18 protein-coding genes are annotated in these 16,810 nt (G+C 28.1%); 14 read left to right on the forward strand and 4 right to left on the reverse strand.

Features of this window, described 5'->3' with window-relative positions; translation table 11 throughout:
* From ACAG39_10345 to ACAG39_10365, 5 genes are all read left to right on the forward strand, one after another.
* A partial coding sequence (locus tag ACAG39_10345) for a hypothetical protein (protein ID MEZ0537631.1) occupies positions 1-192 on the forward strand: 192 nt, incomplete at its 5' end.
* Between the two features lie 116 nt (positions 193-308).
* Entirely contained in the window at positions 309-518 is a 210-nt protein-coding gene (locus tag ACAG39_10350; GenBank protein MEZ0537632.1) for a hypothetical protein, read from the forward strand.
* A 67-nt stretch (positions 519-585) separates the two neighbouring features.
* A complete protein-coding gene (locus tag ACAG39_10355; protein ID MEZ0537633.1) occupies positions 586-1,002 on the forward strand; it encodes an ATP-binding cassette domain-containing protein in 417 nt (138 codons plus the stop codon).
* Between the two features lie 529 nt (positions 1,003-1,531).
* Entirely contained in the window at positions 1,532-1,975 is a 444-nt protein-coding gene (locus ACAG39_10360; protein MEZ0537634.1) for a hypothetical protein, read from the forward strand.
* A gap of 1 nt (position 1,976) precedes the next feature.
* Positions 1,977-2,765, forward strand: coding sequence for a hypothetical protein (locus ACAG39_10365; protein MEZ0537635.1), 789 nt, complete (start codon positions 1,977-1,979; stop codon positions 2,763-2,765).
* Between the two features lie 202 nt (positions 2,766-2,967).
* Here the strand turns inward: ACAG39_10365 and ACAG39_10370 are convergent, their stop codons facing one another.
* On the reverse strand, positions 2,968-3,093 hold the full coding sequence (locus ACAG39_10370) for a hypothetical protein (GenBank protein MEZ0537636.1): 126 nt from the start codon (positions 3,091-3,093) through the stop codon (positions 2,968-2,970).
* Positions 3,094-3,659: 566 nt separating this feature from the next.
* Here ACAG39_10370 and tnpB point away from each other — a divergent pair.
* Together tnpB and ACAG39_10380 are read left to right on the forward strand one after the other, a co-directional pair.
* Positions 3,660-4,730, forward strand: a complete 1,071-nt coding sequence (gene tnpB / locus ACAG39_10375) for an IS200/IS605 family element RNA-guided endonuclease TnpB (protein ID MEZ0537637.1) — start codon at positions 3,660-3,662, stop codon at positions 4,728-4,730.
* Positions 4,731-5,136: 406 nt separating this feature from the next.
* On the forward strand, positions 5,137-5,613 hold the full coding sequence (locus tag ACAG39_10380) for a hypothetical protein (protein MEZ0537638.1): 477 nt from the start codon (positions 5,137-5,139) through the stop codon (positions 5,611-5,613).
* Positions 5,614-5,670: 57 nt separating this feature from the next.
* On the opposite strand, the gene ACAG39_10385 is transcribed toward ACAG39_10380, so the two are convergent.
* Entirely contained in the window at positions 5,671-7,890 is a 2,220-nt protein-coding gene (locus ACAG39_10385) for an ABC transporter permease (protein MEZ0537639.1), read from the reverse strand.
* Positions 7,890-8,588 carry an ABC transporter ATP-binding protein gene (locus ACAG39_10390; protein ID MEZ0537640.1) on the reverse strand — a complete coding sequence of 233 codons (699 nt, stop codon included), beginning with the start codon at positions 8,586-8,588 and terminating at the stop codon, positions 7,890-7,892. The genes ACAG39_10385 and ACAG39_10390 overlap by 1 nt, the downstream gene beginning before the upstream one ends.
* A gap of 235 nt (positions 8,589-8,823) precedes the next feature.
* Here ACAG39_10390 and ACAG39_10395 point away from each other — a divergent pair, with 235 nt between their 5' ends.
* Positions 8,824-9,081, forward strand: a complete 258-nt coding sequence (locus ACAG39_10395) for a hypothetical protein (GenBank protein MEZ0537641.1) — start codon at positions 8,824-8,826, stop codon at positions 9,079-9,081.
* 199 nt (positions 9,082-9,280) lie between these two features.
* Here the strand turns inward: ACAG39_10395 and ACAG39_10400 are convergent, their stop codons facing one another.
* Complete coding sequence (locus ACAG39_10400; GenBank protein ID MEZ0537642.1) at positions 9,281-9,406, reverse strand: hypothetical protein; 126 nt, start codon at positions 9,404-9,406, stop codon at positions 9,281-9,283.
* A gap of 279 nt (positions 9,407-9,685) precedes the next feature.
* Here ACAG39_10400 and amrA point away from each other — a divergent pair, with 279 nt between their 5' ends.
* Genes amrA through hprK form a run of 6 tightly spaced genes read left to right on the forward strand, consistent with a single transcriptional unit; the run spans position 9,686 to position 16,808 of the window.
* The gene (amrA, locus tag ACAG39_10405) at positions 9,686-11,086 is read left to right on the forward strand and encodes an AmmeMemoRadiSam system protein A (protein ID MEZ0537643.1); all 1,401 of its coding nucleotides are present in this window, start codon (positions 9,686-9,688) and stop codon (positions 11,084-11,086) included.
* A gap of 14 nt (positions 11,087-11,100) precedes the next feature.
* Positions 11,101-11,946, forward strand: a complete 846-nt coding sequence (gene amrS, locus ACAG39_10410) for an AmmeMemoRadiSam system radical SAM enzyme (GenBank protein MEZ0537644.1) — start codon at positions 11,101-11,103, stop codon at positions 11,944-11,946.
* Between the two features lie 18 nt (positions 11,947-11,964).
* Positions 11,965-12,813, forward strand: coding sequence for a diadenylate cyclase CdaA (gene cdaA, locus ACAG39_10415; protein ID MEZ0537645.1), 849 nt, complete (start codon positions 11,965-11,967; stop codon positions 12,811-12,813).
* A 2-nt stretch (positions 12,814-12,815) separates the two neighbouring features.
* Positions 12,816-14,033, forward strand: a complete 1,218-nt coding sequence (locus tag ACAG39_10420) for a YbbR-like domain-containing protein (GenBank protein ID MEZ0537646.1) — start codon at positions 12,816-12,818, stop codon at positions 14,031-14,033.
* Positions 14,034-14,057: 24 nt separating this feature from the next.
* Entirely contained in the window at positions 14,058-15,851 is a 1,794-nt protein-coding gene (uvrC, locus tag ACAG39_10425) for an excinuclease ABC subunit UvrC (protein MEZ0537647.1), read from the forward strand.
* A 24-nt stretch (positions 15,852-15,875) separates the two neighbouring features.
* Positions 15,876-16,808, forward strand: coding sequence for an HPr(Ser) kinase/phosphatase (gene hprK, locus ACAG39_10430; protein ID MEZ0537648.1), 933 nt, complete (start codon positions 15,876-15,878; stop codon positions 16,806-16,808).
* Positions 16,809-16,810: the final 2 nt, after the last annotated feature.

Genomic DNA, 16,810 nt, shown 5'->3' on the forward strand with positions numbered 1-16,810 from the left:
CTAAGTATTTTACAGATATTACCTATAGTAAAATATGCAGATCCATTTAAGCTATTAGCAAATGAGATATCTCGAGTGTCTAAGATATCATTTGTAACTCCACAATTTAGCTTGTTTGTCTTATTACTATATTTAATTGTTCCACTTATTCTTTCGTTGAAGATTTTCGAAAAGAAAGATATTACAGTTTAATTGTTACATTGCCTTGGCAGCTACAACAACTAAATATGCACAAAATAGTTGCCAATATTATTCATGGTGTGGAGTACCTATTTTTAACATTGGTGTAAAAGGGATATACAATTCAGATGGCAATAAAAAGTTACTCAAACACATATTGCCTAACTTCCACGTTTATGTGGACTGCAAGTAATGAAACTTCATGTTGGACATATAAAGGAACATATAGTGGTAATTGTTATGCTCAAGCTAAATTTACTTTAGGCATAGTTAGCAGTGTGGTTACAATTGGACTTCAATCTACAACTGTTGGTATTTCTGCTACAGCAACACCATAGTTTGTTTTAGGAACTGCGATGAGCAGTTCCTAAAAAATTTTAAAATGTTAAGGATGGAGAGATAAACTTGGGAATTGTAATATCAGAAAATCTTACAAAAAAATTTAAAGATAAATTTGCAGTTAATAACCTAAGTTTTATTTTAGAAGAAGGCAAAATATATGGTATATTAGGGAAAAATGGAGCAGGTAAATCAACTTTATTAAAGTTATTGGTAGGTTTATATTTCCCTAACAGTGGTTCAATTAAAGTTTTTGGAAAACAGCCAGAAGCAGGTGATAAAAGAATAGGGTATCTGTCTGAAAATCTTGCAGCATATTTTAATTTGAGTGCTTATGATAATGTTGGTATTGTTTCTAAAATGTCAGGTATTAAAATGAACAAAAACCAGATATATAATATATTAGAAGAAGTTAACTTAGAAAATTTTGCTCATAAAAAAGTAAGTGATTTTTCATTAGGTATGAAAAGCGTTTACAATTAGCTCTTACAATTTTTATTGGACAGCATGAATTATTAATTTTAGATGAACCAACAAATGGTCTTGATATTAGTGGTATGTCTTGGTTTAAAGAAAAGGTTTCTGCTCTTAACAAAAAAGGAATAACAATTATTTTATCAAGTCATTCAGTGTCTTATTATTTTCATATTAAGATGCTTTATTTTCCTATTCAGTAGTAACATTGGTTAGAAAAACGAATATTGGTGTTATTATAGGAATTTTATTTCCAACATTATTAAATTATTTTTCAGCTTATATTACTATAATGAAAAAATATAGTATAAATAATTTCAAAATAGCCTTAATAAGATATGCATTTCTTAACATAGAAAAAGATAATCAGATTCAAATAGCATCTTTGGGGAACAATTTAGATGTAAATTTATGTATATTATCTATAATATTTTTAATAATAATACTCATTTTTTTTAATTTTATTATTAATAAATGTAGAAATATCAATTATTAGTTTTTGAGAATAGAATATATATATTTGAGGATGTGAGTAAATATGATAAAGAAAAATAAAATAATTTTATTATTAATTGTTATATTCTTTATAACATTAGTGATTATAGCACTTATTAATATATTACCATTTAACAATAATTTTAATAAAAATCAAATTGCCTTAAATGTAAGTTATAAAGATAAAAATCAAAGGTATATTAAAGATGTTTTTTTTGATTATAATGTATATAAAAGAGATGAAAGTAACTTTGATATTAACGTTACAAAAAATAAGCAGAGAATTACTTTCAAATGTGAAATTGATAGTAACAGTAAAATAATTATCTTTCTATTAAATACAAATAATAATATATTATATACTTGGAGATTTCAAAACATATTAGATACATACAAAGATTTAAATATAACACCAGGGATATATAAGCTTAGGATAGTATATTATCCTGGCCATGGTAAAGGTAAAATTGCTATTTTGGAGGAGTAGAATGTACAATTCAGTTAATGCAGAAATTAAAAAAATTGTTTCAAATAAAACAATAGTTTTAATATATTTAATATATTTATTTGTATTAAGTTATCTATATAGAGAGTCACTTAACCCAATTTTTAAGCATAATTTTCCAGGTTATTTTCCATCACTTTTTCTTTATAGTTTAACATTGTTTGGAATTATTATATTTATTATTATAGGGACATTTACAATATCTATAGATTATAATTCAAACATGATTGGAACATGCTTTTTTTGTTATAAAAAAAATCAATTGCTTATAGCTAAATTAGTTGCAATATTAATTATAAACACATTAATTGTAATAATAACTTATTTATTTGGAATTTTTCTTTCATTGTTATCAAAAGATAATTTTATTTTTTTACCACTTAGTAAACAGATATTGCAAATAATTACTATTATTGTTATTTGTACTTTTTGGAGTTTTACTGCTTTATTACTTACAATAATTACAAAGAATACAGCATTATCTATAGTATTTTTATTTTTATTAAGTTTTTTTGAGCCAGTACTGTATAATAAAATTGAAGTAATTATGATAAAAAAGTACTTTCTTGTATTTAATCAAATGGGGATATTAAAACATTTCTTTAGTAATTTAGGTTATGGTGGAATTATAATAATACCAGATTATAATTACAATTCATTATTATTTTCATTGTTTATGTTTTTTCTTTATTTTGCAATAGAAATAGTTATAATGCTTCTTTATATAAAGCAAAATGAAAGATTATATATATTAGGGCATAATTATAATTAAACCACAAAACATTCAAACAGAATTTTTATTTCATATTTCAAATGACAAATAATTGGTTTCATTAAAAACTACTCGGTGTTACTTGATATGAAGATTTTGCTATTAACATTAAAAACAATATTTACAAAAGAAGCATCAGAAGGAGTCAAAAAAGCAGGGTAAAAAGCCCTGCTTTTTATTTTGATTTTAACAATATGCTTTATCAAATTGAGGCTTGAAATATATATTTACTTTTTCCTAATACTTCAGCACTACATTGTTCATAAATAATGATAAGAGATAATATTAAAAATAGGGATATAAATCTAAATTTAATTTTTTGATTCATCATTATACCCTCCTGACATGAACTATATTAAATATTAATATGATAATATAAAATTTAATCATTAAATAAATTATAAGAAATATTACCAAATAAATCAAGTTACAAATAATTATAACTCTGTATAACTTTACAAAAATAGAAAAATATGTAATTAAATATATATTATTAATCGATGTAATAACCAATATTTCTTCAAATAATTATAAAAATACTATTAAAAAGGCTAATATTATAAAAATAGATAGTATTAAAATAATTATGCATTATTACAGATACTATGCAGATGCAATTTAAATCAGAACAATGACAAAGATAGCCTTAAATATGATGTTATTTTATTGGATAAACATGATAATATTATAAAATAAATTAATAGACATATACTTTAACATAAATAAAAAAACAATATACTATGGCCTTTTTAAGGGGCTGATTCCTAAGGATAAATAATGGGAAACATTCTCTTTAACTTAATTTGCGACAGAAGTCGCCCACTTCTATAAGTGGGTGATGAATGTCGCTCTATTTGATATAATAAAATCATATGAGAAAGGAGGTGTAGCCTTATGTTAAAAGCCTATAAATATAGAATATATCCCACAAAAGAACAAGAAGAATATTTATCTAAAGTATTTGGATGTGTAAGGTTTATATATAATACAATGCTTTATGATAAGATAGAGCATTATAAACAAACAGAAGAAATGCTAAATAATACACCTGCACAATACAAAAAGGAATATCCATTTCTAAAGGAAGTAGATAGTCTTGCACTTTCTAATGCACAACTTAATTTAGAAAAAGCATATAAAAATTTCTTTAGAGATAAAAAAGTAGGTTTCCCAAAATTCAAGAAAAAGAGAGGTTATCAATCCTATACAACAAACAACCAAAATGGAACAGTAGCACTTAAAGATGGGTATCTTAAAATACCAAAATTAAAAACAACAATAAAGGTAAAACAACATAGAACATTTGAAGGAAAAATAAAATCAGTAACAATATCGAAAACACCTACAGGTAAATACTATGCATCAATACTTGTAGAAACAGAGGTTGAAAAATTGCCTTATACAACAAAAAAAGTAGGGATAGACTTAGGGTTAAAGGACTTTTTAGTGTTGTCAGATGGAACAAAGATAAAAAATCCAAAATGGCTTAGGAAAACTGAAAAAAGAATAAAAAAGGTACAAAAAGCTTTGTCAAGGAAACAAAAACATAGCAAGAACTATGAAAAAGCAAGGCTTTACCTTGCAAAACTGCATGAAAGAATAGCAAATCAAAGGAAAGACTTTCTTCATAAATTATCCTCTAAAATTATAAACGAAAACCAAGTTATAGTTTTAGAGGACTTAAAGGTAAAGAATATGCAACAAAATCATAGATTAGCAAAGGCAATAAGTGAAGTATCATGGGCAGAGCTTAGAAGAATGTTGGAATATAAGGCTAACTGGTATGGCAGAGAAATAATAATAGCACCACAAAACTATGCATCAAGTCAAATATGTAATGAATGTGGATATAAGAATGTAGATGTAAAGAACTTAGCACTTAGGGAATGGAAGTGTCCAAACTGTGGTGCTGAACATGACAGAGATATAAATGCGTCAAAGAACTTACTAAAATTAGCCATGTAGATGGTATTTTTGGGGACGGAACAGCCCTTTGAGCGTGGGTAAACTTACTCCGATGGGAGTATTGACCACGAAGCCCCCACCTCTACAGGTGGGGGTAGTTCACTCAGATTGATAAAGATACTACTTTTGATGCTAATTTTAAGATTTTAGTAGATGAGGGCATAAGAAGGGTATTTTCAGCACATAAAAAAGATATCGAGTCAGGAGCTGCACTTAGGTACTTTATTGATAATTTTGATGTTAAAAATATTAATATAAGTGAAGCGGACATTGAGGATGTTGTAAGAAATGCTTATGAAAAGAATACTGTAGGAGTAGTATAAAATTGCTACTGTTAAATTAAAATTGATAATTATAAAATCTTTTTTTATAATATTTTATATGTAAATAATTTAGGAGGAATGAAATGGATAATCAAGTTATATCCCTTCTGAATCAAGTGATAGGCGAAATAAAAGACATAAAGAATGAGATGCAAGTAATGAAAAATGATATGCAAACAATGAAAAATGATATTCAGGATTTAAGAAAAGAAGTACAGACCATGAAAAATGAGATGCATGTAATGAAGAACGAAATGCAAGAAATGAAGAACGAAATGCAAACAATGAAAAATGACATACAAAGAAATTACATACTTCTTGAAGATACAAAAGTTAAATTGCAAATACTAGCAGAGGTTCAACAAGCACATAAAGAACAAAATGAAAGACAACATTTAGAATTAAAGAAAGAATTAAATGATAGAATGACCATTATTGAAACATCAATAAAGACTCTTTCTAATGATGTCAATGAAATTAAAGAAAGATTTTCAGCAGTTTCTGAAGTACTAGGAAGACATGAAGTAGATATTATGGTTTTACGTAAAAGGGTTGTATAATATAAATGAAAGCATAAATTTAAAATAGGGTGCCTTTAAAAAAAAGCACCCTATTTTTTAATCCATTTGTTCTTTTAGTATTTCAACTGGCTCAATCTTATTTATCTTAAGTCTTCCTAAATATCGTGAAAGTATATATACTGCTAATAAAGCAATAAATCCTATTAGAACGCTTGAGAGCTTTAAGCTTAAGTCAATTGAAAAATCGGAATCCTTTGTGGCATATGCAATTAATGCATCAGAAAGAATCCTGAAAAATGGCAGTCCCAAAATAAAACCAATGACAAATGAAATATTATTAAGCCCTAAGGTCATATAATCAACCTCATTGTTATAAAAACCAAGTAGCTTAAATAAACTAATATTTTTTCGACTTTCATTAATTGTCAACGAAGACAAAACATAAATAATAATAAGAGAAAGCAAGCTTGCCATAAGAGACATAACACCTATTACAGCTTGCATTGGCTTTGATAAATCTTTAAATGAGTTTATTAAATACTGTTTATCAAAAGACATAAAAAGCTTATCTGAAGGTATGTTAAGACTATCAAAACTAAATATTCCGTTATAGTATCCTTGCTTTAACCCGAATTTCTCAATTAATTGATTGATATCCATAAAGCCTTGTGAACCAATATAAATTGGAGCAATATCAGATATTTTTATTTTATAGTCCTTATCCCTGAATTTATCGTGTAATGTTATAATATCTCCTTTATTTAGATTAAACTTAATTGCTAATGATTTTGCTATGACAAGTCCTGAAAAATCTATATCTTGATTAGGGAATTTAATAAACTCAGTTTTCTTATTTATACCATAAAGTTGTACATTTGTTTTTGTATTATTAATTTCAAATGATACAACAACAAATGGTTCATAGTTTTGGTTATTAATATTAAGATCGGACTTTGTATAATATCCATTTAAGATATATTGATAGTTATATTTTAAGACCTCTTTATATGTGAAATTTGTTATGTTTTCAATTGATGATTGAGCTATAAGTCCATATAGCATTAAAACAGTGGAAGATGCTATTCCAATAATTAATATCAATTCTCTTGATATATGAATAAGGCCATGCTTAAACATAATTCGTGATTTAAAAGAAAATTTATCAAAGAATTTTAATTTTATCTTCTTAAAACTAAATTTTGATGTTCCCCTAATTATCTCTATAATACTTTTCGAAAGCATCTTGTTTAATGCTAAAAATCCAGATGGTATTATAAAGATAAATGGAAGAAGTATTGAAACAATTATTTCCTTTACTGGGTAAGACAATTCAACAACAGGTATAGAAAAATATGATCTATACATATTTGTCATTGGTATTGCTTCTACATATCCTAATATTGTTCCGAATATACTTCCAAATAACCAAATATAAATGGGAATCCTCATATAAACGCTTAACAATTCCTTTTTTGTATAGCCTAAAGAGTATAAAGCTCCAATCTCACTGTGAAGGATATTAATCTGTCTTCTTAATACAATGAACAATAAAAATGATGAAAGTAGTATTATAAAAACAGCAATTGGTAATGTTGCTTTTTCACCGCTTTTTATTTTCATTTCGCTATATAGTATTCTTGCATTTTCATTTTTATATTTAAAATCAAGAAGAGTGGTATTTTCCGCAATATAGTTTTTTAATTTGTCTATGTTTTTTTCATTTCCAACAGCCATATAATAGCTATAAACAGGTACTTTGAAATTTGATTTAAGTTCACTTTCATACATCATAGCAATTCCAAAATGGACAGGGTCGTTTAATATATCCTGCTCATTTTTAATTACATAAGTATAATCTGGCATAACAAAAAAGCCAACAATTTTATAACTCTTATTATTTAATTTAATACTTTCTCCAATTCTATACCCATTTTTATTAGCAAAATTTGGGTCTATTAATATTTCGTTATTATTTTTTATGGTTCTACCTTCTTGAACAAATGGTTTGTTTATTTCATTAGGCAAGCTAAATAATCTTAGGGTTTTACCAGAGAAATCATAATCTGATTGAAGCCTTTTTTCAATATTAACATTAAAATTTTTTTTAATAAAAGCTTTATCTAAGTCTCCCATTATAATAAAGTGTGCCTTCTCTTGATTTGTTTTTTCTTTAAATATCTCGTAATTATTAGATATATTTCCCATTGTTACTGCAAACATTGTATAGCACATACAACCAATAAGTATAAGTAAACTTATTCCTAAGTACTGAGATTTATTTTTCAAAATAAGCCTTTTAGGTATTTTATTTAGCATTACCATACAACCTCCTGTGCGGAGATTCTTTCTTTATTTTCCCTAAACTCAACTATTTTACCACTTCTTAATCTCATAATAGAGCTTGCCATACCACCTATTGCACTATTATGTGTAATTAAGATAATTGTTGTTCCATACTTTTTATTTACCTCCTCAAGTAAGTGTAAAACCCTTTTAGCATTTTCAAAATCCAATGCACCAGTAGGTTCGTCACACAAAATCATCTTTGGATTTTTTGCAATAGCTCTTGCAATTGCAACCCTTTGTTGTTGTCCGCCTGATAGTTCATAAGGATATTTATCTTTGCAATCATACATATCAACATTTTTTAATATTTCATCAACAGAAAATGAATTTTTTGAAAGAACAGCACAAGATAAAACATTTTCATAAACAGTGAGGCTCTGAACAAGATTATAAAACTGAAAAACAAAACCTATCTTTTCTCTACGGTAAAGTGTTAATTTGTTTTGGTCTAATTTAGTTATATTTTGACCATCAACTATAACATCTCCTGAAGTTACTCTATCAATTCCTCCTAAGATGTTTAGTAAAGTAGTTTTTCCCGAACCTGAAGGCCCAAATACTACATAAAAGCCCCCTTCATCTAAAGAAAAGGAAATATTATCTAATGCCTTAACCTCGAAATCACCAGTTTTATAAATCTTTGAAAGAGATGAAGCCTCAATAAACATGAATAAACCTCCAAAATTTACTTTTATATATTATGACTCTTTAGTCATATATATGTCAAGGTGTTTTATTTTATTCTCATTAAAAACTTTTTTTAGTTAAATATTATTTTGTTTAATTGAATATTAAAAAGAAAATTATATATGATAATATAGTATAAAATTTATTGTTATTTTTTATTGTAAATGATCCAATAATATGGAATGTTATTATACGTTTATTATTGAGGTGATATAAATGAATAAAAAATTAAAAAATGTTACATTCACTCTTCCTATTGAAACAATTAACAAGCTCAAACTATTAGTAAAAGAAAATTATATTAATTCTTTAAATTCAGGTGTTAAAGAGGCAGTAGAAAAGTATATAGCTAAAAAAGAAAAAGAAAAATTCAAAAAGGAAATGGAAGCAGCTGCAAAGGACAATATGTTTTTAAATGACTTATTTGAAACCATGACTGCCTTTGAAAAAGTTGACATAAAAACAGGAGCGTAATAGTCTACCTTGCACCAACCATGATAACTTATTACCCAGCTGCAATCTTCCGACTGCAACCAAGCAGGTCATCACCATGACTGATGGGTTGTTCGACTATATAGGATATCTGGCATAGCCATACACAACCCCAAATAGGCTGTATATGACCACAACCCATATACTTTCCTTAGCTTATTTAAGTAGAGGTTTATATCCTCTAAAAACTAAAGAAAATGAGTTCTTCGACACCCCATATAGTCTTAGCTCGACCCTGTATGATAGGTTGGAACCCTACTGCAATCAAATAAAGGTATTCGACTGCAATAAAGCTTTTCCCAACCATACAGAATCTTCCCTCCGGCTGTATATGGAGGGATTTAAGCCACCATATACAACCTTTGGCCGACCCATACACCACCCTTTCGGATAGTATATAAATCTGGGCTCAACCATTACGCTCCCTTCACTATTTATAATGTCCAACATCGAATCATTTATACATAAAAAAATTAAATATTTATTTTAAAAAATTTGTAAAAATTTTTTAATCTTATATTATAGAAGGTTGCAATAAAAAAGGGTAAAATATAAATGAAGTATTATTAAGCAAAGGTGAATAGAATTGGTTGGCTATTTTTTACCACACCCCCCCATATTAATTGATAAAATTGGTAAGGGAAGAGAAAAAGAATGCCAAAAAACTTTAGATTCATTTTATAAAGTTGCACATGAGATAAAAGAAATAAAACCTGATACAATTATTATTATTTCACCTCATGCACCAGTTTTTTCTGATTCATTTTTTGTAAATAACAGCAAAGTTATCAGTGGAAATTTAAGTAGATTAGGTTATAAAGATATAAAGATGACTTTTTATAATAATAATGAATTTGTTAATAAATTAACGATTATTGCCCATGAACAAAATATCCCATTAGCATTTATTGATGATAGTTTGAGGCATAAATATGGGATTGATAATAATTTAGATCATGGTGCAATAGTTCCATTATATTTTTTAACACAACAATATAGTAACTTTTCTTTAGTTCATTTATCATATTCCTTATTAGATGACTTAATGCTTTATAGATTTGGCATGTTATTAAGAAGTATATCAGAGACATTATCTCAAAATATTCTAATAATAGCTTCAGGCGATTTATCTCATAAACTAACACTTGACGGACCATACGGATATGTTGAGGAAGGGCCATTGTTTGATAGAACCTTTGTTGAACTGATAAAAGAGAGAAAGTTCAAAGAAGCCTTTCAAATTGATAAAGTTCTTGCTGAAAAAGCAGGAGAATGTGGTTTTAGGTCATATAAGGTTTTATTAGGATTTTTCGAAGGCTATAAAGTATACTCAGAAGTATATTCGTATGAAGGGCCTTTTGGTGTAGGCTATATGGTAGCACGTTTTGAAGATAAAAAAGAAAAGGACATTTCTTTATTTAAAGAAATTAAATATATAAAAAATAGCTATATGGATAATATCAGGAAGAATGAAGATGCATATACAAAACTTGCAAGAGAGAGCTTAGAATATTATATAAAACATAGAAGATTCCTCGATACATTTCCTGACTATGTAACAGACGAGATGCTTAATAAGAAAGCAGGTGTATTTGTATCGATTAAGAAAGATGGGACATTAAGAGGTTGCATAGGAACAATAGAACCTTTTTATGAAAACATTGCAAAAGAAATTATCAAAAATGCAGTTGCTGCAGGTACACGTGATCCAAGATTTTATCCCGTTGAAGAAGATGAACTTCATAACCTTGAATATCACGTTGATGTTTTAAATAAGCCCGAAAAAGTTTTGTCTAAAGATGAACTTGATCCTAAGATCTATGGCGTTATTGTTAAGAGTGGATATAAAAAGGGATTATTACTACCTGACTTAGAAGGTATAGATACAGTAGAGGAACAGCTTAGGATTGCATGTCAAAAAGCTAACATAGAATATGGAAGTGAAGATTTTGAAATTGAAAGATTTACAGTAGAAAGGCACCACTAAGGGAGGCAGAATTGATGAAAGAAGCAAAATACTATGATGTAGATAATGAAAAAGTTAAATGTAAACTATGTCCTCATATGTGCCTTTTGCCAGAAGGTAAATTTGGTATTTGCAGAACTAGACAAAACATAAATGGCAAGCTGTATTCATTAAATTATGGTTATATATCTTCAATAGCATTTGATCCAATAGAAAAGAAGCCTTTATATAATTTTTATCCAGGGAGTTCCATATTATCAATAGGAACTTATGGCTGTTCATTCAGATGTTTGCACTGCCAAAACTATGAGATATCACAAGAAAAACCAAATTTATTTGAAGTTGAGACAAACAAACTAATTGAATTTGCTAAAAATGACCCTAAATGTATCGGTATTGCATTTACTTATAACGAGCCTACAAACTGGTTTGAGTATGTTATTGATGTTTCAAAACAATTTAAGGAAAATGGTCTTAAAACAGTATTAGTTACAAATGGGTATTTGAATAAAGAACCTCTTTATGAACTTCTTAATTACATTGACGCAATGAATATTGATTTAAAGGCATTTTCAAATGATTTTTATAGAAAAATTTGTGGTGGAGAAATTGAGCCAGTAAAGCAGTTTATAGAAATCTCAGCACAAAAGATACATATAGAAATAACAACATTGATAATCCCTACACTAAATGATTCAATTGAGGAGATTGAAAAATTAAGTTCATGGCTTGCTTCAATAGATGATAGAATTCCACTACACCTAACAAGATATTTTCCTCGTTACAAAATGGATTTACCACCGACACCTAAAGAAAAACTATTAGAACTTCAAAAAATAGCAAAAAAATATTTAACTTATGTTTATATAGGTAATATATGAAGCTTAGGGGGATATACATTGCTTACAAATATTTACTATGATTTTGTGGATTTACTAAGAAACTTATCGCTTATTAGAATAACTATATTTGATATAGTTGATATAGCAATTGTATCTTTTGTTGTATATAAGCTTATTATGCTTATTAGAGACACAAGAGCATATCAGCTTGTAAAAGGTATTGTCATTTTACTTTTGATAACTCAAATTAGCAAATGGCTTAAACTAAACATAATAAATTGGTTACTTACAAACACATTATCCTATGGTGTTCTTGCACTTTTAATTGTTTTCCAGCCTGAGCTAAGAAGAGCATTAGAACAAATTGGCAGAAGTAAAATATGGGGTAAATTATTCTCGTTAGAAGGTGAAGAAAATAAAATTAAATGGCAAAACAGTATAGAAGAGATAATAAAGGCACTATTATATTTATCCAAAAATAAGATTGGTGCTCTGATTGTTGTTGAAGGTGACACAAAGATTGGTGAAATTATTAATACAGGTATAATTATTGATTCAGAGATATCATCGCAGCTTCTTATTAATATATTTATTCCTAATACTCCTCTTCATGATGGAGCTGTTGTAATCAGAGATGGCAAAATTAAAGCTGCTGCATGTTTTCTACCACTGAGCGAAAACAGGTACATAAGCAAGGAACTTGGAACAAGGCATAGAGCTGCACTTGGAATAACTGAAAACTCGGACGCTACAGCTATTGTAGTTTCTGAAGAAACAGGAATTATATCAGTTGCATATAATGGAGGACTTACACGAAACTTAAATACAGAAAGCCTTCGAAAGATTTTATCAAGACCACTTAAAAATGAAAAAAATAAAAACAGCTTTTTTAAATGGAGGCGTTAAATTTGAAGTTACTTAATATAAAGAAGGTTAATGATGATACATTTTATATAAAAGTTATTTCCATTGTAATTGCAATTATTTTATGGTTTTATGTAAATAGCATAATAAATCCAATTAAAAAGAAAGAGATAATTGTCCCAATAAAATATAATACAACAACACTATCAAAAGGACTTATTATGACCGAAACTAGCTCAAAAGAAACAAGGCTTGTTATTAGTGGGACCCAAGATGAACTAAACAAGATAGATGAGAGTGCAATACAGGCAGTTGTGGATTTTTCCAATGTTCATACAATAGGAGAGGTAAAGCTTGGCGTTACCATTCATAATCTACCAAATAGAGTTAATTTGGAAAATCAATATCCAAAAGCTGTAAATGTTAGTATAGATAACATTATATCAATTCAAAGAAGCGTTGATACAGAGTTAAAAGGTAAAGCAAAAGAAGGATATATTGTATACAATGTTCAGGAAGAGCCTAATGTCATTACAATTAAAGGTGCAGAATCAGATGTTAGGCAAATTAGCAAATGCCTTGCTTCATTAGATTTGAGTTTTAATGATAGATCCTTCAAAGCATCTATACCTATAAAAATAATTGATAACAAGGGCAAAGATATTACTAATTTATTTGAATTATCACAAAAGAGCATAGATATATATGTTGATATCTTAAAGACAAAGCAAGTTCCATTAACCATAAAATTCAAAGGACAACTTCCAAGTGATAGGATTATTTCAAAGGTTGTTATGAAGCCATCTGTAATTAATATTGCAGGGAAACCAGAAGATGTTGATAATTTAACTGAAATAGTTGTTGGAACAATAGATGTAAAAAACTTAAGTTCATATTCTACTTATCAGTTCAATTTCAGTATGCCTAAAGATGTCAAGAATCTTGATAAAGTGAAGCAGGTTGAGATAAATATATGGACAGATAAGGTATATGAAAAAACACTTAGTATTCCTATTGATGTTAAAACTGCTGATAATTCATTTGAATATGTGATTTTACAAAATAGCATAAAAATAGTTATAAAGGGACCACAATCCACAATTGATAAAATTACTGCAGATAACTTTAAAGCCACAATAAATGTTGATAATCCTCAGGAGGGGAAGATAAAAGTCCCATTAAATTTTGAAAAACCACAAAATGTAGAAATTTCCAACAATATTCCTGAGTACATAGAGGTTGAAATAAAAAAGAAAGAATAGATTAAAAATTCGGAGGAGACTTCTGTGGTAAATGCTTTAATAGAAGAAAAATTAAAACTTTTGCCGGGCAACCCCGGCGTTTATCTTATGAAAGATGAAAACAATCAAATTATATATGTTGGGAAAGCTAAAAATCTAAAAAATAGAGTTCGCCAATATTTTCAAAATATTTCTAATAAGGACTCAAAGACAGTTGCACTTGTTAAAAAGATAAGGGATTTTGATTTTATTGTAACAGATACAGAGATAGAGGCACTTGTCTTAGAATGTAACTTAATAAAAGAATATAGACCAAAGTTCAATATTCTTCTTAGGGATGATAAATACTATCTTTATTTTAAAATAACTAATGAAGAATATCCAAGATTGATACTTGCAAGACGTATTGAAAAAGACAAAGCAACATATTTTGGACCTTTTGTGAAAGGTGTAAGTGTTAGATACATTGCTGAATTTTTAAGATCACTATTTCAGGTAAGAACATGTAACCTAAATCTACCAAGTGATAAGAATAAGAAAAAACCATGTTTAAACTATCATATAAAAAAATGCAGTGCTCCATGTAACAATTTAATATCTCAAGAGGAGTATAATAAAAATATTGAAGAACTCAAAAAAGTCCTAAATGGGAAAGGTGATGAAGTAATAAAAAGACTTCAAAATGAGATGAATGAACTTGCAGAAGCACTAGAGTTTGAGAAAGCTGCAATACTTAGAGATAATATTAGGCAACTTAAAAATATTGTGGAAAAACAAAAGGTTATATATTATGATGATAGAAATGAAGATATAATAAATTATGCAAAAAATGATAAAGCTATTTGTTATGTAGTGTTAGTGATTAGAAATGGGAAACTAATAAATAAAGAAGAATTTTTTATAGACACACCAGACTATAACTTGCAGAGTTTTCTTGAAATGTATTATTCACAAGTTATATCTCTGCCTAAAGAGATAATAATTCCAGAAGAAATAGAAAATAAAGAAAATATTGAAGGTTTGATAGAAAAACTCTATTATTTTAAATCTAAGATTAGAGTTCCTAAGATAGGTGAGAAAAAAGAACTAATTGAAATGAGCAAGAAAAATGCAGAGATAGATCTTTTAAATAAACAGAAGCTTGATATATTTTATAAAGATATTCTTTCTAAACTTTCCGAAATATCTGGCTTGGATACAGACATTAATAAAATTGAAAGTTATGACATTTCAAATATAAGTGGGAACGATAATGTTGCATCTATGGTAGTATTTGAGAATGGCCGTTTTATTAAAGACTACTATAGGAAATTTAGGATAAAAACAGTTGAAGGACAAGATGATTACGGCAGTATAAGAGAAGTAATTCAAAGAAGGTTTACAGATATTGAGAAACACGGTAAATTCCCAGATGCAATATTTATTGATGGTGGTATTGGACAAGTAAATACTACAAAAGAGGTTTTAAAACAGCTAAATATAAATATTCCTGTTTTCGGAATGGTTAAAGACGATAGACACAAGACAAAAGACCTATTATATGAAGGAAAAGAATTAAACATACAAGAATATCCGGAATTATATAAACTAGTGTATCAAATACAAGAAGAAACACACAGATTTGCGATAAAATATCATAAACAATTGAGAAGCAAACATTTATATGAGTCAATATTAGATGAGATTGATGGAATTGGTGAAAAAAGAAAGATAAAGTTATTTAGAACTTTCGGATCAATTGATAACCTGAGGCAAGCAACAGTTGAAGAAATATCAAAACAGAGTGGTATTCCGATTGAGATAGCTGAAAGAATTAAAAGAAAGTTAACAAAATATTAAGTATTTATAGAAAGGATGAAAGAATTGTTTTACACCACAGTTGCAAAACTTGTGAAAGAATTAAGCCTTGAAAATTTATCAGGCCTTGATAATTTAGAACAAAGAAAAATTAAAGATATGAATCTTAACAGACCAGCATTACAACTTATGGGTTTTTTTGAACATTTTGACATTGAAAGAGTTCAGATTATTGGTATGTCCGAAACAGCATATTTAAAAACAATGTCAGAAGAACAAAGAAAAAATGCTGTCGAAAAGTTATTTACTTATAACATACCATGTGTAATTATTACAACAAACCTTGAACCATATCCTGAGTTTATTGAGTTTTCGAAGAAATATAATGTCCCTTTATTGAGGACAAAAGAGGTAACAACAAGATTTATGACTAATTTATCTACATTTTTATCTCATGAATTAGCTCCAAGAATAACAAGACATGGGACATTAGTAAATGTTTATGGTGAAGGTGTATTGATGCTTGGTGAAAGTGGAGTAGGAAAAAGTGAAACAGCACTTGAACTTGTAAAAAGAGGACATATACTTGTTGCAGACGATGCAGTTGAAATACGAAAACTTTCAGAAAAAACACTTGTTGGCGAAGCACCTGAGATTATAAGGCATTTGCTTGAGATAAGAGGTATTGGGATACTTGATGTAAAAAATCTTTTTGGTGTTGGTTGCGTTAAAGAATCAGAAAGAATAGATCTTGTGATACAGCTTGAGAATTGGAGAGAAAACAAAGAATACGAAAGATTGGGGCTACATGACCAGTTTATAGATATACTTGGCATTCAAGTTCCATCGCTCATAATTCCAGTTCGTCCAGGCAGAAACCTTGCTATTATTGTAGAGGTTGCAGCTATGAACAATAGACAAAAGAAGATGGGCTATAACGCTGCCAAAGCACTTTCGGAAAGACTTCTTAATCAGATGAATAAAACAGAAAAAGTATAATA

This window comes from Caldicellulosiruptoraceae bacterium PP1, from assembly GCA_041320695.1.
Lineage (GTDB): Bacteria > Bacillota > Thermoanaerobacteria > Caldicellulosiruptorales > Caldicellulosiruptoraceae > JBGGOQ01.